Origin of the sequence: uncultured Jannaschia sp., from assembly GCF_947494055.1 — a bacterium.
In the GTDB taxonomy this organism is placed as follows: domain Bacteria; phylum Pseudomonadota; class Alphaproteobacteria; order Rhodobacterales; family Rhodobacteraceae; genus Jannaschia.
In genome coordinates this window covers 26,599-43,313 of sequence record NZ_CANLTR010000004.1, presented here as the reverse complement: position 1 = coordinate 43,313, position 16,715 = coordinate 26,599, and the positions used below count along the sequence as shown (strand labels likewise).

The window sequence follows — 16,715 nt, the reverse complement described above, 5'->3', positions numbered from 1 at the left end:
AAGGGAACCCGACACATGCAGGCCAAGACCGTCCGCGACTACATCCGCACGATCCCCGACTTCCCGCACGATGGCATCCTGTTCCGCGACGTGACGACGCTGTTCGCGGACGCACGGGGAATGCGGCTCTGCGTGGATCAACTTCTCGATCCCTTCGCGGGCGCGAGAATCGACGCCGTGGCGGGCCTCGAGGCGCGGGGCTTCATCCTCGGAGGTGCGATCGCGCATCAGCTCGGCTGCGGCTTCGTCCCGATCCGCAAGAAAGGGAAGCTGCCCGGACCGACCTGGGAGCAGGCCTACGACCTCGAATACGGCACCGCGACGCTGGAGGTGCATCGCGATGCCCTCGCGCCCGGCGCGCGCGTGCTCATGGTGGACGATTTGCTGGCGACGGGCGGGACTGCGCAGGCGGGGCTGGCGCTTCTCGAACGGCTCGGTGCGGAGATCGTCGGCTGCGCCTTCGTGGTGGACCTGCCGGCGCTCGGAGGCCGGGCGGCTCTCGACGCGACGGGCATGCATGTCCACGCGCTTTGCCAGTTCGATGGGGCATGAATCATCGCTTCTGAAGATGCCGCTACGTTAATCTCTTGGTAACCAATGTCTGCGAAACAGCTTCTTGTGGGCGCCTTGCAGACGGCCACCCATTCCCCCCAGCGCCCTGTCCCCCCCGACAGGGCGCACCCTTTTCCGGACTAGCCGATCGTACGCAGCACCGCCCCGGGGTTCATGATACCCATCGGGTCCAGCGCGGTCTTGATCACCCGCATCGCGGCGAGCTTCGTCGGATCGACATAGGTCTCCAGATCGCCGACCTTGAGCCGTCCCACGCCGTGCTCGGCACTGACGGAGCCCCCATGCGCATGGACGAGATCGTGCACGGCTTTCTTGATCGCGTCGCGCTGATCCTCATGATCGGCCCCGCTGCGGCCTTCCACCGGGAAGACGTTGTAATGCAGGTTGCCGTCGCCGACATGGCCGAAGCAGTTGACGCGGAACGCCCCGATCCGCGCGATCGCCTCTGCGCCCTCTGCGATGAAACCCGGGATCGCCGCGATCGGCACGCTGATGTCGTGGCTGCTGACGGCACCGATACGGCGGTTCGCCTCGGGGATCGATTCCCGCACCTGCCAGAATGCCGCGCGGTGCTGCTCGGACTGGGCGACGACCCCGTCGCTGACGAGCCCGGCCTCGAACGCGGCCTCGAACAGGCCCTCCAGCGCTTGTGCCGGATCGCCGGTCGCGCCCATGCCGAGGTCGATCAGCACGCACCACTCCGGATTGCCGAGCGGACGGCGCACCTCTGGCATCGTCGCGGCAAGGAAGTCGAGGCCCATGCGCCCGATCAGCTCGAAGGCCGAGACCGCCTCCCCGATCCGGTCCCGCGCGAGGTTCAACAGGTCGAGCGCCGCTGAGGGATCACGGACCACGAGCATTGCCGCGCCGGTCCGAACCGGGCGCGGCACCAGCTTCAGCGTCGCCGCGGTGATGATCCCGAGCGTCCCCTCCGCCCCGATCAGAAGGTGTCGGATGTCGTAGCCGGTGTTGTTCTTCCGCAGCGGCGACAGCCCGTGCAGGATCGAGCCGTCCGGCAGGACCGCCTCCACCCCGAGGCAGAGGTCGCGCGCATTGCCGTAGCGCAGGACGTTCACGCCGCCCGCATTCGTCGCGAGGATCCCGCCGATCCGTGCCGTGCCCTGCGAGGCGATGGAGATGGGAAACAGCCGGTTCGCGTCCTCCGCCGCTTCCTGCGCGGTCTGGAGCGGCACGCCCGCTTCCACGACCATCGCGTTCTCGGTCGCGTCCACGTTGCGGACCGTATTCAGGCGCTCCAGCGACAGGATGACCGGCGCGGGCAGGTCGCCCGAGACCTGACCGCCCACGAGACCGGTTCCCCCGCCATAGGGGATGACCGGCACCGACGCCGCCGAGGCCGCGCGAACGATGGTCGCGACCTCCGCCACGTTCCGCGGCGCGAGCAGCAGGCCGTCCAACCCGGCCCAGCGACCCCGCGGCTCCTCCAGGTAGCGCGGCTCGAGATCGCGGAACGTCTCGGCGGGCAGATCTCCGCGAAGATCCTCGGCAAACGCGCCGGTTGCCGGATTCATCGGGCCTCCGCCAGATAGGCCGGCTGAAGAACGACGATCGTCGGTCGGCTGGGCAGCGTGTTGAGCGAAACCTCGAGGAAACTTTCCGCACGCCGGTCGACGTCGAACTCGGCCTCCATGCCGGCGACGAAGCGGTCGAGGCTGTAGGGGCCGAACCAGTGCATCGGGATCACCACCGAGGAGCGCAGGCGCTGCAGCGTACGGATCATCGTCGGCAGGTCGACCGTCAGCCCGCCATCGACCGGCGCCATGACCACGTCGAGCCGACCGAGTGCGGCATACTGCTCGTCCGTCGGCTCGTGGTGGAGATGGCCGAGATGTCCGATGCAGAGCCCGGCGACCTCGAAGACGAAGATCGAGTTGCCGTTCTCCTCCCGTCCCGCTCCGGCGGCGGAGCGGATGTCGGTGGACACGGAACGGATCAGCATCTCGCCCAGATCGAGATTATGGTCCGCCGGCTCCCCCACCCGCTCGGACCAACCGGGCAGAACGTGCGGGATCTCCGGATCGGGAGTCGGCGTCCAGTGCGAGATATGGGCCCGGTTCATCGTCACCGCGTCGGGGGGCGGCACGCTGCCGAGAAAGCCCGTGTAATCTGTGGCGACCCTGAGACCTCCGGCCGTCTCGATCAGGAACATGGCGTGGTCGACGTAGTTCAGCCGCACGGAGTACGCGTCGAGCGGATCGGCGAAGGCGGCCTTGTGGATGAAGCCCCCCGCATCGGCGATCGCGATGCAATGGCTCGGGCGGCGATCCTGCGCCATCGCGGCGGCGGGAATCAGGGCGAGGTAAAGGACGAACCTAAGGCATCGCGATACATTCATTGGCATTCCCTCCGATGCGGCGATCCTCTCGCATCCGGTCGACGACGACCAGAGGGCATCGGGCCGCGCCTCGCGACGGTCAGACCGGACGGGGGTCAGGATAGGCCCATGCCATATCTATCTTGCCGGTGATCTCGAACGCTTGGGCGCGGGCGGTCGCGGCCGGGATCTGACAAATCGTCTTCGACATAGGCACGCCGGCTCCCTGCAGCGGACGTTCCGCGGTCGAACTTGAGTCAGCCGTCCACCCGGCCGCGCCGATCCGAGCGCAGCATCGCGTAGAGGACGTGATTGCGCCAGCGCCCGGCGATCTGGAGGTAGGATTGCGCGACGCCTTCGTATTTGAATCCCGCACGCTCCAGCAGGCCGCGGGAGGCGCGGTTCTCCTCGAGGCAGGCGGCCTCGAGCCGGCTCAGATCCAGGCGGCGGAACGCGTAATGCGTGACCGCGACGATCGCCTCGCGCATGTAGCCCTGCCGCGCATTGGCCTGCCCGACCCAGTAGCCCAGCGTCGCGGATTGCGACGGGCCGCGTCGGATATTGTCCATCGTGATCGCGCCGAGCAGCGCCCCGTCCGCCTTCCGCGTCAGGAACATTGCAAGCGCCGTACCCTGCCCGTGGCTGCGCGAGGCCCAGTAGACGCGGTTCGTGAAGCTTCGACGACTCAGGTGGTCGGGCGCCCATTCCGGCTCCCAAGGTTGCAGAAAGCCGGCGCTCCCCTGACGGAGCGCGACCCAGGCCCTGTAATCGCTGTGCTGCGGCAGACGAAGGAGCATCCGCTCCGTTTCGATCCGAGGCTTGCGAAGCGTCGGAAAGATCACGCGGCCAGCCTTCGTCGCAGGGTCTCCGCATCGGGGGCGCCCCGGACGGGCCCGTAGAGCGCCAGCGTCGGGGCCGTCGAGAGGAGCCGGCCGGCATGGGCGCGGATCGCCGGCGCATCGACCGCGTCGATCTTGGCGATCGCTTCGGCCAGCGGCGGCACGCGGTCCCAGATCGCGACGACACGGGCCAGCCGCTCGGCGCGCGAGGAGGGCGATTCGAGCCCCATCAGCATGCCAGACTTCATCTGCGCACGGGCGCGCGCGACCTCCACCTCGGTCATGTCCTCGGCCGCGCGCCGGAGCTCGTCGATGGTGAGCTCGGCCAGCGCGCCGACATCATCGCCGCCCGTGCCCGCATAGATCGTCATCAGACCGCTATCCGAGCAGGCGCCGATGCTCGCGAAGATCGTGTAGCAGAGCCCGCGCTTCTCGCGCGCTTCCTGGAACAGGCGGGACGACATGCCGCCGCCCATCGCGCCGGCGAAGACCTGTGCCGTGTAGATCGCATCGTCGCGGTAGCCCGGCTGGTCGAAGGCCAGCGCCAGATGCGCCTGCTCGAGGTCGCGGACCTGCCGCACCTCTCCGCCTTGGTAGAGGCCGGGGGCGGCGGCCGCCTGCGGTTGCGCGGGCAGATGGCCGAACGCATCCTCGGCCATCCGCAGAATCGCGTCGTGATCGACCGCGCCGGCGGCGGCGAGGATCATCTGGCCGGGGCCGTAATGCTCTCCGGTAAACCTGCGCAGATCGGCCTCGGTAAATGCCGAAACGCGTTCGCTGGGGCCGAGGATGGTGCGGCCGATCGGCTGCTCGGGATAGGCCGCTTCCTGCAGCCAGTCGAAGATGATGTCGTCGGGCGTGTCGAGCGCCTGGCCGATCTCCTGCAGGATGACGCCACGCTCGATCTCGATCTCGCGCGGGTCGAAGACCGGGTTCAGGACGATGTCGCCGATCAGATCGACGGCGAGCGGCACGTCCTCCTTCAAAACACGCGCATAATAGGCCGTCACCTCGCGCGAGGTGTAGGCGTTGATGTAGCCGCCCACGTCCTCGATCTCCTCGGCGATCTGCAGGGCGGAGCGGCGGGCCGTGCCCTTGAACGCCATGTGCTCGAGGAAATGGGCGACGCCGTTCTGTTCGGTCGCCTCGTGCCGGCCGCCCGCGCCGACCCAGATCCCGACACTGGCGGATTGCAGGCCCGGCATGAACTCGGTGACGACGCGGAAGCCGTTGGGGAGTCGGTTCAGTTTCGTCGTCATGCTGCCCGCCTTTCGTCGATGACCGCCTCGAGCGCAGCCAGATCGTTCTCTACCCGTGTGACCCGTTCCGTCCGGTCGAAAAGGTCGGCCATCCGCGGCGGCAAGGGCGGTCGGATGCCGGTCGCCGCCTCCACCGCGTCGGGGAACTTGGCGGGATGCGCGGTGGCGAGCGTGACCATCGGCACGTTGCCCGGATGCGCCTCCGCCACCCGCACGCCCACTGCGCTGTGCGGGCAAAGCAACTCGCCCGTCCGGTCGTGGATGCGGGCGATCGTCGCCGACGTCTCCTCCTCCGACACGCGTCCCGAGGCGTAGACCTCGCGGAGCGCCTGCAGTGCGCCCTGGCTGACCGTGAAGCCGCCCGAGCGCAGCTCCTCCATAAGCTGCGCGACCGCCGCCCCGTCACCATCATAGGCCAAGTGCAACGCCCGCTCGAAATTCGAACTGACCTGGATGTCCATGGAAGGGCTGATCGAGGGATGTACCTCGCCCGTCCGGTATTCACCGGTCGTCAGACAACGATGCAGGATGTCGTTCTGGTTCGTCGCCACGACGAGCTGCCGGATCGGCAGGCCCATACGCTTCGCGATATGGCCGGCGAAGATATCGCCGAAATTGCCCGTGGGCACGGTGAACGACACCTCCCGGTGCGGTGCGCCGAGCGCGGTGGCGGCGGTGAAGTAATAGACGACCTGCGCCAGCACGCGGGCGAAGTTGATGGAGTTGACCCCGGCGAGGCCGACCCTGTCGCGGAAGGCGAAGTCGTTGAACATCTCCTTCAGGCGTGCCTGGCAATCGTCGAAATGGCCGGCAAGCGCCAGCGCGTGGACATTCGCCTCCGAGGGCGTGGTCATCTGCCGGCGCTGCACCTCGCTCACGCGACCGTGCGGGTAGAGGATGAACACGTCGACGGTGTCGAGACCGCGGAACGCCTCGATCGCGGCCGAGCCGGTATCGCCCGAGGTCGCGCCGACGATCGCGACCCGCTCGCCGCGCTTGTTCAGCGTATGCTCGAACATCTGCCCGATGAGTTGCATCGCGAAATCCTTGAAGGCCAGGGTCGGCCCGTGGAACAGTTCCAGCAGGTGATGGTTCGGCCCGAGCTGCTTCAGCGGCGCCCGCGCGTCGTGGCCGAAGCCTGCATAGGCCCGCTCGACCATGCCGGCGAAGGTCGCCTCGTCGAACGCGTCCGCGACGAAGGGCGCCATGATACGGACGGCGACCTCCCCGTAGGGCAGGCCCGCCAACCCGGCGATGTCGGCCGGGGACAGGACCGGCACCGTCTCGGGCACGTAAAGGCCGCCGTCCCGGGCGAGCCCGGTCAGCATCGTGTCCTCGAATCCCAGAACCGGGGCCTGCCCGCGGGTGGAGATGTAGCGCATGAGCTCTCTCAAATGGTGCGGCGCCTGATACGCCACAGTAGGAAGACTGTCATCCCCAGCCAGACGAGGGCCAGCCCGAACCACTGGATCGCGTAGCCGAGGTGGTTGTTCGGGATGCCTTCGAGCCCGACCGGGACGGGGACCGGCCCTGCCTCGGGCACGACATTGCGTGCGACGATCATCACGCGCTCCGTTCCCAGCGTCTCCGCCATCGAGTCCACGTCGCGGGCGAACCAGATCTTACCGTCAGGATCGGGCGTGCCGGGGTTCAGGTCGTCGGGCCAGTTCAGGTTTCCGGTGATTTCGAGCGGACCCTCCGTCAGCGCCACCTCGGCCTCCCGGTCGACATTGTCGAGCGGCACGATACCCAGATCGACCATCACCCGGCGCCCATCCTCGGTTTCGACGGGCGCGATGATGCGGAACCCCGCCCCGCCCTCGCGCCAGGCGCCGAGTACACGCAAAGGCCGGCCGTCGACGCGCCCGTTCAGGGAGACCGGGACGAAGTTGTCGGCCGAGGGGTCGGGATCCCGGGGTAGCGCGATCGGCGGCGCGCCGATCCGGGAGGCCATGTCCGCGATCATCCCCTCCTTCCAGTCGAGCCGCTGCAACTGCCAGAGGCCGAGCGCGACCAACAGTGTGGCCCCGCCCAGGCCGAAGATCACCGGCAGGATCAGACGCATTTCGTACCCCCGAACGCGAAGGTGGCGCGGATCACCCGCGCCACCCCGGTATCCGTACGCGGCGACCCTCCGCCGCGCGTTCCGTCAGCCGCCCCAGATATAGATCGCCGCGAAGAGGAACAGCCAGACCACGTCGACGAAGTGCCAGTACCAGGCGGCCGCCTCGAAGCCGATATGCTTGGTCGGCGTGAACTGCCCGGCCAGCAGCCGGATCAGGCAAACGGCGAGGAAGATCGTCCCGATGATGACATGCACGCCGTGGAAGCCCGTCGCCATGAAGAAGTTCGCGCCGTAGATGTTGCCGCCAAACCCGAAGGCCGCGTGGCTGTACTCGTAGGCCTGGAACACGGTGAAGAGGACGCCGAGCATGATCGCGAGCACGAGGCCCCATTGCATGTCCTTGCGGTTGTTCTCGTGGACCAGTGCATGGTGCGCCCAAGTCGCGGCCGCGCCCGAGCAAAGGAGGATCAGCGTGTTGATGAGCGGCAGGTGCCAGGGATCGAAGGTCACGATCCCTTCGGGCGGCCAGACGCCGTCGATGCCCGGGCTGCCGGGTCCCATCGGGTAGATCGCATGCTTGAAGAACGACCAGAACCATGCCGCGAAGAACATGATCTCGGACATGATGAAGAAGATGAACCCGTAGCGCAGCCCGATCCGGACGACCGGCGTGTGGTCGCCCGCATTCGACTCGCGCACCACGTCGGACCACCAGGCGAACATCACGCCGAGGATACCCACGAAACCCGCCGCGAATAGCCAAGGCGTCCCGCCCTTCATCCAGAGCACCGCGCCGATCAGCATGAAGAATCCGCAGACGGCCCCGACGAAGGGCCAGATCGAGGGCGGGATGATGTGGTAGTCGTGGTTCTTCGCGTGGGCCATCGTCGTCCCTCTCAGTTGGTCGTCGTCGTGTCCGTGGTGGCGGGGGTCGTGTCAAGCGTCGCGTCGAGCGCGGCGTAATCCTCGGGCAGATCGGTCACATGGAACGTGTAGGAGAGCGTGATCTCGGTCAGATCCCGTGCCTCCGGGTCGTCGAGGATCGCCGGGTCGACGTAGAACGTCACCGGCATGGAGGCGGTCTCGCCCGGCGCGAGGATCTGCTCGGTGAAGCAGAAGCAGTCGATCTTCACGAAATGCGGCCCGGCGGCGTAGGGCGCGACGTTGTAGCTCGCCGTGCCCGCAACGGGTTCGTCGGTCGGGTTCGTCGCTTCGTAGAAAGCAAGGTTCGTTTCGCCGATGCGGACGCGCATCTTGGTCTCGACGGGTGCGAACGACCACGGCATCCCGCGTTCCCGCGACGCGTCGAAGCGTATCAGGACGGTACGGTCCAGCACCTCGGTGCTGCCAGACCCCGCCGTCGCCGTCGTCCCGCCATAGCCGGTCACCGCACAGAAGATGTTGTAGAGCGGCACCGCGGCCCAGCCGAGCGAACCCATCGCGAGGATCGTCGTCACCGTGGCCGCGACAACGCGGCCGTTCGGAGAAAGATCACGCCAGAGCTTCACTGCGATACCTCCTCGGCGGGCAACGCGGAGGGCCGGGCGACATGGTCGAACCCTTCCGAAAAGCCACCGGTCCTGATCTTCACCACGGTTACGCCGAAGATGATGACGATGAAGGCGAGAAGCACGCCCAGCAATCCGAAGTTCCGGCTGCGGCGACGTCCGTGAAGCTCGTGGTCGCGATGCATCACCAGCCTCCGTAGGCGCCCATCGCCGCCTCGACGACGAAGATCGTGAAATGCGCGAAGAGATAGACAAGCGACCACTTGAAGAGGCCCTTCTCGACCGCGTGGCCGTCCGCCTCGCTCTCGGCGTCGGTGCGACGGTACATGGACCAGGCGCCGCGCAGGAACACGGCGTTCAGGGCCAAGGCCACTGCCAGCGTCATCGGCCCGCCGATCGCGGAAAATGCCGTCGCAACCGAGACGAGGGCGAGTCCCAGCGCGTAGAGCCAAGCCTGCCGCCGCGTCTCCGCCCGGCCATGCGTGACCGTCAGCATCGGGATGCGCGCGGCGTGATAGTCGAGCTTCACGAACAGCGCGAGCGCCCAGAAATGCGGCGGCGTCCACATGAAGATGAGACCGACGAGGAGCCAGGCTTCGAGCGGCGTGCCGCCCGTCGCCGCGGCCCAGCCGATCATCGGGGGGAACGCACCGGCCAAGCCACCGATCACCGTGTTCCACGAGGTCGTGCGCTTAAGCCACATCGAGTAGATCACGGCGTAGAAGAAGATCGTGAAGGCCAGCCAGAATGCCGCCACCCAGTTCGCAGTCAAGCCGAGCATCGTCACCGACAGGACCGACAGGAAAAGCCCCATGGCCAGCGCATCCGAAGGCGCCACGCGGCCCGCGGGGATCGGGCGGCTCCGCGTCCGCTTCATCACCCGGTCGATATCGGCGTCGAACCACATGTTGAGCGCGCCCGACGCACCGGCGCCCAGCGCGATCCAGAGGATCGACGTCGCACCGAGGAACGGGTGGATGTCGCCCGGCGCGACGAGCAGGCCCACCAGCGCCGTGAAGACCGAGAGCGACATCAGCCGCGGCTTTAAGAGCTGCCAGTAGTCGCGAAGACCCGCCTCCTCGGCGGGCCCTGCCGGGGCGATATGGAGACTTGCGTCGGTCACGCCGTCACCAGGTCTCCAGCTCGCCATTGCGGACGGCATCGAGCCACTCGGCATAGGCCTCCTGCGAGACGACCTTGACGGTGATCGGCATGTAGGCATGCGCGATTCCGCAGAGTTCGGAGCACTGACCGAAGTAGATCCCCTCCTCCTCGGCCCGGAACCAGAGCTGCGCCAGGCGGCCGGGAATGCCGTCCTGCTTCACGCCGAAGGCCGGGATCGTCCAGGAGTGGATCACGTCGCCGCCGGTGACCTGCATCACGACGGTCGTGTCGACGGGCACCACGACCGACGTGTCGGTGGCCAGCCGGAACTGATCCTCGGTATAGCCGGCCGCCTGAAGTTGCGCGAAGCTGTCCTCGGTCAGCATGTTGCTGGTGTCGGCCCCGATCATGTAGCTCGCGAACTCGACGCCCTCCTCTTCGGGGTACTCGTAGTTCCAGTACCACTGATAACCGGTCACCTTCACGACCACGTCGCCCTCGGGAATGCGCTGCTGATCGAACAGGACGGGCAGCGAGAAGGCCCCGATGGAGACGAGGATCAGGATCGGGACGATCGTCCACGTCACCTCGAGCGGCGAGTTGTGGGTGAACCGGGCCGGCACGAGGTTGGCACGGCGGTTGTACCGAATGACGACCCAGGCCAGCAGACCGGTCACGAAGACCGCGATGACCGTGATGATCACCAGCAGATACGCGTCGAGCCAGTGCAGTTCGGCGGCGAGCGAGGTCGCGGCCGGCTGGAAGCCGATGCCACCGTATTGCGGCTGCCCGATGATCGGCAGCTCGCCGAAGATCTCCGCGGCGGTCCGTGCCGCGGCGGGGGTCACGTCGGTCGGCTCGGTATCCGGGTTGCCGGCATTGATGTCGGGGCTGTCCGCCGGCATCGTGCTCAGGTCGGTGCCGTCCTCGAGCGCGGGGCCGGGCTCCTCTTCGGAGCGACGGACGTTCTCCCCCGCCGGGGCCGCGCCGGCCTCTTCGTCGGCGGGCGCCGCGGCGTCGCCGTCATCCTCGACCGGGGGCGTCGCGATCTCCTCCGGCGCCTCGCCGGTGCCGGGCATGGCCTCGTTCTGCTCCGCTTCGTCCGGCGCGGCGAGGTCGCCGTCGGCGGGCGAGGTGACCGGACTGCCTTCGTTCAGCGGAATGATCTGCGTCTCGTTGACGGGCGCTTCGGCATCCCCCGGAATCGCGACGTCGTCCTGCGAAGACCCGGCGGTGCCGTCGGTCTGCGGCGCGGTCGTGGTCGCTTCCGGCGCCTCGGGTGCCGTCGTATCCTGCGCCAGAGCGCCCGTGACGCAGAAACCTGTGGCGATGAGGGCGAGAGCCGCCAGCGATGGCATTTTCATGGGCAGGATTTCCTGTCTTCGTATTGTCTGACCTGGATGGCCCCGGAGCGTCGCCTGCCCCGGCCCGTTGCGTCCTGCGCGGGTAAGACCATATCTGAAGCCTGCTCCGCAAGGCCTGTGGGTCATCTGTCGCACCCGAACGGACGCCAACCCGAAGGATATTTGATGCCCGATCACGATCAAAGCGCCCCGTTCCGCCCCTTTGAGACGATGCTGGACCGGGACACGGCGCAGGACGTCCTGCGCACGACGCTGTCCGGCGCAGACGACGGCGAGCTGTTCCTCGAGCGGCGGCGGACGGAATCGGTTGTGTACGACGATGGCCGCGTCTCGAATGCGAGCTACGACGCCACCGAAGGTTTCGGCCTGCGCGCCGTGCGCGGCGAAACCGCGGGCTACGCACATTCCACCGAGATCTCCGAGGCCGCCCTGCGCCGTGCCGCCGAGACGGCGCGCCTTGCCGTCGGCAGCGGCGGCGGCACGTTGGCGGAGGCGCCGGCGCGGACCAACCGGAAGCTCTACGGCGACGCCGACCCGATCGAGGCGGTCGCCTTCCCGGTGAAGATCGACATGCTGCGCGAGATCGACGCCTTCGCCCGCGCGCTCGACCCGCGCGTGGTGCAGGTCTCGGCGACGGCGGCGGCAGGCCTGCAGGAGGTGGAGATCCTGCGCGTCGAGGGGCCGTCGGTAACCGATACGCGCCCGATGGTGCGCATGGGCGTTTCGATCATCGTCGAGGCGAACGGCCGCCGCGAATCCGGCAGCGCGCATGCCGGCGGCCGGATGGAGGCCGGCGGCCTTCTGACGACCGAGCGCTGGCAGGATCTGGCGCGGGAGGCGCTGCGGATCGCGGTGGTGAACCTGTCCTCCGTCGCCGCGCCCGCGGGAGTGATGGACGTGGTGCTCGGGCCCGGCTGGCCGGGCATCCTGCTCCACGAAGCGATCGGACACGGGCTCGAGGGCGACTTCAACCGCAAGAACCAGTCCGCCTTCGCCGGGCTTCTGGGCAAGCGGATCGCGGCCCCGGGTGTCACCGTTCTCGACGACGGCACGATCCCGGACCGGCGCGGCTCGATCACCGTGGACGACGAGGGCACGCCGAGCGGCAAGACGACGCTGATCGAGGACGGCATCCTGACGGGCTACATGCAGGACCGGCAGAACGCGCGCCTGATGGGCGTGGCGGCCACGGGCAACGGACGGCGACAGAGCTATGCCCATGCGCCGATGCCGCGGATGACGAACACATACATGCTGGGCGGGGACGCGTCGCCGGGCGATATCCTGGCCGATCTGAAGGACGGCATCTATGCCGTGGGCTTCGGCGGCGGTCAGGTCGACATCACCAACGGCAAGTTCGTCTTCTCCTGCACCGAGGCCTACCGCGTCCGCAACGGGGTGGTGGGCGAGCCGGTGCACGGGGCCACCCTGATCGGCGACGGGGCGACGGCGCTGCAGAAGATCCGTGCGATCGGCAACGACATGGCGCTCGACCCCGGGATGGGAAATTGCGGCAAGAACGGGCAATGGGTGCCGGTTGGCGTGGGCCAGCCGACGCTTCTGATCGGCGGGTTGACGGTGGGCGGTTCGGCAACCTGACCCTGCTTTAACTTTTCGGAAACCCCCGGCGCGCGACATGCCGGGATGGACTACGCGATTCCCGACGAGTTCCCGGACCTTCCCGACGGTATGGCCGAGCCGTATCTGTCCGAGCTCGACGGCCCGCCGACACAGGCCGAGATGTTCGCCCGCCTGCGTCTCGCCCGTTCGCGCCGGGTCGGCCCCGCCACGTTCCGTCGCCTCATCGCCGAGCACGGAACGGGGATTGCAGCGCTCGAAGCCTTGCCGGGGATCGCCGCGAGAGCCGGCGACACCGGTTATGCCCCGGCCGACGAGGCCGATATCCGTCGCGAGATAAAGGCAGCGAAGAAACAGGGCGCGCGTCTGCTCGCGCTCGGCGTGCCCGGCTACCCCGAGCGTCTGGCGCAGATCGGCGACGCGCCTGCCGTCCTCTGGGCCGAGGGCGACACGACGCTCCTTGCCCGCCACTGCGTCGCCGTCGTCGGCACGCGCAACGCCTCCTCGCTTGCGCGACGAATGGCCCGCGCGCTCGGACGCGATCTGGCGAAGGAAGGCGTCGTGGTCGTCTCCGGCCTCGCCCGCGGCGTGGACGCAGTAGCGCACGAGGCGGCGCTCGAACCCGATCACGGCGGCACGATCGCGGTTCATGCCGGCGGGCTCGACCGGGTCTACCCGGCCGAGAACGTCGACCTCGCCGCCCGGATCGCGGCGCAGGGCCTGTCGCTCAGCGAGCGCGCCTTCGGTCTCGCTCCACAGGCCCGCGACTTCCCGCGCCGAAACCGTATCGTGTCCGGGCTGTCGCAAGCCGTCGTCGTGGTCGAGGCGGCGGCGAAATCCGGCTCGATGATCACGGCGCGGAACGCGCTCGATCAGGGGCGGGAAGTCCTCGCCGTGCCGGGCCACCCGTTCGACGGGCGCGCCTCGGGCTGCAACCTGCTGCTGCGCGACGGGGCGACGCTCGTGCGCGGGATCGACGATATCCTTGAGGCGCTCGACGCCCTCGCGGAGGCACCCGTCGCTCGGCAGGCGGCGGCCGAGCCTCAATCCGTATCGGCACTTCCGACCATCGAGACCGACGATCTGGCGCGCCGCGTCCTCGACCTCCTTTCGCCGGTCCCCACCCCCGAGGACCAGCTCCTCCGCGACCTGCCCGGACCCGTCCCCGCGGGCGTGCTCGCCGCGCTCCTGTCGGAGATGGAGCTCGGCGGACAGGTCGCGCGCAAACCCGGGGGCGGGCTCGTCAGACTGTGAGAGCCGGGCCGCCGCGGGTGCATTGACATCCCCTGCCGACCGCCCACATGGTCCCCGGCCCAAGGAGGCGGCCAGGCGCCGAAGACCTCCCGTCGGCCGAACAGGCCCAGATCGAAGCAGCCCCGAGGTTCACCTGCATGCCCGTCGTCGTCGTCGAATCCCCGGCCAAGGCCAAGACCATCAATGGCTATCTCGGGAAGGACTACACCGTGCTGGCGAGCTACGGCCATGTTCGCGACCTCGTGGGCAAGGACGGCTCCGTCGATCCCGAGCACGGCTTCGACATGACGTGGGAAATCCCCACCGACTCGCGCAAGCACCTGAAGGCCATCGCGGACGCGCTGGCCGACGATCCGAACCTCATCCTCGCCACCGACCCCGACCGCGAGGGCGAGGCGATCTCCTGGCACCTTCAGGAAGCGCTGATGAAGCGCAAGGCGCTCAAGAAGGACACGCCGGTCCGCCGCGTGGCCTTCAACGCGATCACCAAGTCCGCCGTGCAGAAGGCGATCGAGAACCCCCGCGACATCGACACGCCGCTTGTGCATGCCTATCTCGCTCGCCGCGCGCTCGACTACCTCGTGGGCTTCAACCTTTCGCCCGTCCTGTGGCGCAAGCTGCCCGGGTCGCGCTCCGCCGGGCGCGTGCAATCGGTCTGCCTGCGCCTCGTCGTCGAGCGCGAGATGGAAATCGAGGCGTTCGACGCGCGGGAATACTGGTCCGTCCGCGCCACGCTCGAGACGCCCCGGGGCCAGACCTTCGAGGCGCGGCTGGTCTCGCTCGACGGCAAGAAGCTCGACCGCTTCGACCTCGCCAACGCGACGCAGGCGGAACTCGCCGTGCAGGCGGTGGAAAGCCGCGACCTCTCCGTTCATTCGGTCGAGGCCAAGCCCGGCACCCGCAACCCGAGCCCGCCCTTCATGACCTCGACCCTGCAGCAGGAAGCGAGCCGCAAGTTCGGCATGGGCGCGAAGGCCTGCATGTCGACGGCACAGCGCCTCTACGAGCAGGGCCTCATCACCTACATGCGGACCGACGGCATCGACATGGCGCCCGAGGCCGTGACCGGGGCACGCGACGCCATCGCGGCGCGCTACGGCAAGGAATACGTCCCCGCCGAGCCGCGCATCTACAAGAACAAGGCCAAGAACGCGCAGGAGGCGCACGAATGCGTGCGGCCGACCGACATGACGAAGGCCGCCGCCGACCTGAAGCTCGAGAAGGACCAGCGACAGCTCTACGATCTGATCTGGAAGCGCACGCTGGCGAGCCAGATGGCGGCCGCGAAGCTTGAGCGCACCACGGTCGCGATCCGCGACCGGGAGGAACAGGTCGAGCTGCGCGCCACCGGTCAGGTCGTCGTGTTCGACGGCTTCATGAAGGTCTACACCGAGGGACGCGACGACGACGCCGAGACCGGCGAGGACCGCCGTCTGCCCGCGATCCACGAGGGCGACGCCGCGAAGAAGGTGGCGGCCTACGCGGACGAGACCTCGGACAACGAACTGATCCGCGCGCCGTCGAACGCCGTACTGGGCCAGCAGCACTTCACGCAGCCCCCGCCCCGCTACACCGAGGCGACGCTCGTGAAGCGCATGGAGGAGCTGGGCATCGGACGCCCCTCCACCTATGCCTCGATCCTGTCGACCATCGTCGACCGCGGCTACGTGCGGAAGGAGGGCAACCGCCTCTTCCCGGAGGACCAGGGGCGGCTGGTGACGGCGTTCCTGTCGAATTACTTCCGCAAATACGTGGGCTACGACTTCACCGCCGCGCTCGAACAGGAGCTCGACGAGGTGTCGGCCGGCGACAAGGACTACAAGGACGTGCTCGACCGCTTCTGGCGGGACTTCTCGGCGGCGATCGGGGAGACGTCGGAACTTCGGATCACCGACGTGCTCGAGAAGATCAACGAGGTGCTGGAGCCGCATCTGTTCCCCGACAAGGGCGACGGGACCGATCCGCGCCTTTGCCCCAATTGCGGACAGGGGCGCCTGTCGATGCGGACCGCCCGCTCGGGCGGCGCCTTCATCGGCTGCTCGAACTACCCCGAATGCCGCTACACCCGCCCCTTTGCCCCGCCGGGCGGCGACGAGGGCAGCGCGCCGGTGGGCGACACGATGCTGGGCATCGAGCCGGAGAGCGGGCTCGAGGTCTGGCTGCGGACCGGGCGGTTCGGACCCTACGTCCAACTGGGCGAGGCGACCGAGGAGAACCCCAAGCCGAAACGGTCGAGCCTCCCCAAGGCCTGGGCGCCCGACACGGTCGATCTGGACCGGGCGCTGCAACTTCTGTCGCTGCCGCGCCTGGTGGGGAAGCATCCCGAGGACGGGGCGGAAATCGAGACCAATCTGGGCCGCTACGGGCCCTACGTCCGCTGGAACAAGGTCTACGCGAACCTGCCGGACGAGGAGGAGATCTTCACGATCGGCATGAACCGTGCCGTCGAGGTGCTGGCCGAGAAGCTCGCCTCCCGCGGCCGGCGCGGCCAAACCGCGGCACCCCTGCGCGAGCTGGGCGAACATCCCGAGAACGGCGGGCCGGTCAACGTCATGGAGGGCCGCTACGGACCTTACGTGAAGTGGGAAAAGGTCAATGCCACGCTCCCGAAGGACGTCTCCCCCGAGGAAGTGACGATGGCGCAGGCGGTGGAGCTGATCGCCGCCAAGGCCGCGAAGTCACCCAAGCGCAAGGCCCCCGCCAAGAAAGCCGCTCCCAAGAAGACCGCCGCGAAATCGACCGCCAAGAAGCCTGTAGCGAAGAAGTCGCCGGTCAAGACGGCGACGCGCAAGAAGGCGGCACCGAAAGCCGCCGAGAAGACCGGCGAAAGCTAGTC

At 68.2% G+C, this 16,715-nt stretch carries 15 protein-coding genes; 4 read left to right on the top strand and 11 right to left on the bottom strand.

Features of this window, described 5'->3' with window-relative positions; translation table 11 throughout:
• Positions 1 to 15: 15 nt before the first annotated feature.
• Complete coding sequence (locus tag Q1A87_RS05160; protein ID WP_299647755.1) at positions 16 to 552, top strand: adenine phosphoribosyltransferase; 537 nt, start codon at positions 16 to 18, stop codon at positions 550 to 552.
• A 140-nt stretch (positions 553 to 692) separates the two neighbouring features.
• On the opposite strand, the gene Q1A87_RS05155 is transcribed toward Q1A87_RS05160, so the two are convergent.
• The 11 genes from Q1A87_RS05155 to coxB form a co-directional block, all read right to left on the bottom strand.
• Positions 693 to 2,105 (bottom strand): FAD-binding oxidoreductase, encoded by a 1,413-nt coding sequence (locus Q1A87_RS05155; protein ID WP_299647753.1) that lies wholly within the window; start codon positions 2,103 to 2,105, stop codon positions 693 to 695.
• Positions 2,102 to 2,929: an MBL fold metallo-hydrolase gene (locus Q1A87_RS05150; protein ID WP_299647751.1), complete on the bottom strand. Its 828-nt coding sequence runs from the start codon at positions 2,927 to 2,929 to the stop codon at positions 2,102 to 2,104. Before Q1A87_RS05150 ends, Q1A87_RS05155 begins: the two co-directional genes overlap by 4 nt.
• Before the next feature lie 236 nt (positions 2,930 to 3,165).
• Positions 3,166 to 3,705, bottom strand: a complete 540-nt coding sequence (locus Q1A87_RS05145) for a GNAT family protein (RefSeq protein WP_299648455.1) — start codon at positions 3,703 to 3,705, stop codon at positions 3,166 to 3,168.
• Positions 3,706 to 3,746: 41 nt separating this feature from the next.
• Entirely contained in the window at positions 3,747 to 5,006 is a 1,260-nt protein-coding gene (locus tag Q1A87_RS05140) for a pitrilysin family protein (RefSeq protein WP_299647749.1), read from the bottom strand.
• On the bottom strand, positions 5,003 to 6,388 hold the full coding sequence (gene thrC, locus Q1A87_RS05135; protein ID WP_299647747.1) for a threonine synthase: 1,386 nt from the start codon (positions 6,386 to 6,388) through the stop codon (positions 5,003 to 5,005). The genes Q1A87_RS05140 and thrC overlap by 4 nt, the downstream gene beginning before the upstream one ends.
• 8 nt (positions 6,389 to 6,396) lie before the next feature.
• The gene (locus Q1A87_RS05130; protein WP_299647745.1) at positions 6,397 to 7,071 is read right to left on the bottom strand and encodes an SURF1 family protein; all 675 of its coding nucleotides are present in this window, start codon (positions 7,069 to 7,071) and stop codon (positions 6,397 to 6,399) included.
• An 84-nt stretch (positions 7,072 to 7,155) separates the two neighbouring features.
• Entirely contained in the window at positions 7,156 to 7,956 is an 801-nt protein-coding gene (locus tag Q1A87_RS05125) for a cytochrome c oxidase subunit 3 (RefSeq protein ID WP_299647743.1), read from the bottom strand.
• An 11-nt stretch (positions 7,957 to 7,967) separates the two neighbouring features.
• Positions 7,968 to 8,579, bottom strand: a complete 612-nt coding sequence (locus tag Q1A87_RS05120; RefSeq protein WP_299647741.1) for a cytochrome c oxidase assembly protein — start codon at positions 8,577 to 8,579, stop codon at positions 7,968 to 7,970.
• Positions 8,576 to 8,764, bottom strand: coding sequence for a hypothetical protein (locus Q1A87_RS05115; RefSeq protein WP_363322948.1), 189 nt, complete (start codon positions 8,762 to 8,764; stop codon positions 8,576 to 8,578). Before Q1A87_RS05115 ends, Q1A87_RS05120 begins: the two co-directional genes overlap by 4 nt.
• Positions 8,764 to 9,702 (bottom strand): heme o synthase, encoded by a 939-nt coding sequence (gene cyoE / locus Q1A87_RS05110; RefSeq protein ID WP_299647739.1) that lies wholly within the window; start codon positions 9,700 to 9,702, stop codon positions 8,764 to 8,766. The genes Q1A87_RS05115 and cyoE overlap by 1 nt, the downstream gene beginning before the upstream one ends.
• A 4-nt stretch (positions 9,703 to 9,706) precedes the next feature.
• Positions 9,707 to 10,588 (bottom strand): cytochrome c oxidase subunit II, encoded by an 882-nt coding sequence (gene coxB, locus Q1A87_RS05105; protein ID WP_299648449.1) that lies wholly within the window; start codon positions 10,586 to 10,588, stop codon positions 9,707 to 9,709.
• 624 nt (positions 10,589 to 11,212) lie between these two features.
• On the opposite strand from coxB, the gene tldD reads away from it, so the two are divergent.
• The 3 genes from tldD (at position 11,213) to topA (ending at position 16,713) form a co-directional block, all read left to right on the top strand.
• Positions 11,213 to 12,646, top strand: a complete 1,434-nt coding sequence (tldD, locus tag Q1A87_RS05100; RefSeq protein WP_299647737.1) for a metalloprotease TldD — start codon at positions 11,213 to 11,215, stop codon at positions 12,644 to 12,646.
• A gap of 90 nt (positions 12,647 to 12,736) precedes the next feature.
• On the top strand, positions 12,737 to 13,879 hold the full coding sequence (dprA, locus tag Q1A87_RS05095; protein WP_299648446.1) for a DNA-processing protein DprA: 1,143 nt from the start codon (positions 12,737 to 12,739) through the stop codon (positions 13,877 to 13,879).
• A gap of 137 nt (positions 13,880 to 14,016) precedes the next feature.
• A complete protein-coding gene (gene topA, locus Q1A87_RS05090) occupies positions 14,017 to 16,713 on the top strand; it encodes a type I DNA topoisomerase (protein ID WP_299647735.1) in 2,697 nt (898 codons plus the stop codon).
• The last annotated feature ends 2 nt before the right edge of the window (positions 16,714 to 16,715 follow it).

What these genes read in the sequence shown, in the direction of transcription:
- Q1A87_RS05155 (WP_299647753.1), bottom strand. Translation starts at nt 2,105, where the DNA reads ATGAATCCGGCAACCGGCGCGTTTGCCGAGGATCTTCGCGGAGATCTG.
- Q1A87_RS05150 (WP_299647751.1), bottom strand. Translation starts at nt 2,929, where the DNA reads ATGAATGTATCGCGATGCCTTAGGTTCGTCCTTTACCTCGCCCTGATT.
- Q1A87_RS05125 (WP_299647743.1), bottom strand. Translation starts at nt 7,956, where the DNA reads ATGGCCCACGCGAAGAACCACGACTACCACATCATCCCGCCCTCGATC.
- dprA (WP_299648446.1), top strand. Translation starts at nt 12,737, where the DNA reads ATGGCCGAGCCGTATCTGTCCGAGCTCGACGGCCCGCCGACACAGGCC.
- Q1A87_RS05115 (WP_363322948.1), bottom strand. Translation starts at nt 8,764, where the DNA reads ATGCATCGCGACCACGAGCTTCACGGACGTCGCCGCAGCCGGAACTTC.
- Q1A87_RS05130 (WP_299647745.1), bottom strand. Translation starts at nt 7,071, where the DNA reads ATGCGTCTGATCCTGCCGGTGATCTTCGGCCTGGGCGGGGCCACACTG.
- Q1A87_RS05140 (WP_299647749.1), bottom strand. Translation starts at nt 5,006, where the DNA reads ATGACGACGAAACTGAACCGACTCCCCAACGGCTTCCGCGTCGTCACC.
- thrC (WP_299647747.1), bottom strand. Translation starts at nt 6,388, where the DNA reads ATGCGCTACATCTCCACCCGCGGGCAGGCCCCGGTTCTGGGATTCGAG.
- tldD (WP_299647737.1), top strand. Translation starts at nt 11,213, where the DNA reads ATGCCCGATCACGATCAAAGCGCCCCGTTCCGCCCCTTTGAGACGATG.
- topA (WP_299647735.1), top strand. Translation starts at nt 14,017, where the DNA reads ATGCCCGTCGTCGTCGTCGAATCCCCGGCCAAGGCCAAGACCATCAAT.
- Q1A87_RS05160 (WP_299647755.1), top strand. Translation starts at nt 16, where the DNA reads ATGCAGGCCAAGACCGTCCGCGACTACATCCGCACGATCCCCGACTTC.
- coxB (WP_299648449.1), bottom strand. Translation starts at nt 10,588, where the DNA reads ATGCCGGCGGACAGCCCCGACATCAATGCCGGCAACCCGGATACCGAG.
- Q1A87_RS05145 (WP_299648455.1), bottom strand. Translation starts at nt 3,705, where the DNA reads ATGCTCCTTCGTCTGCCGCAGCACAGCGATTACAGGGCCTGGGTCGCG.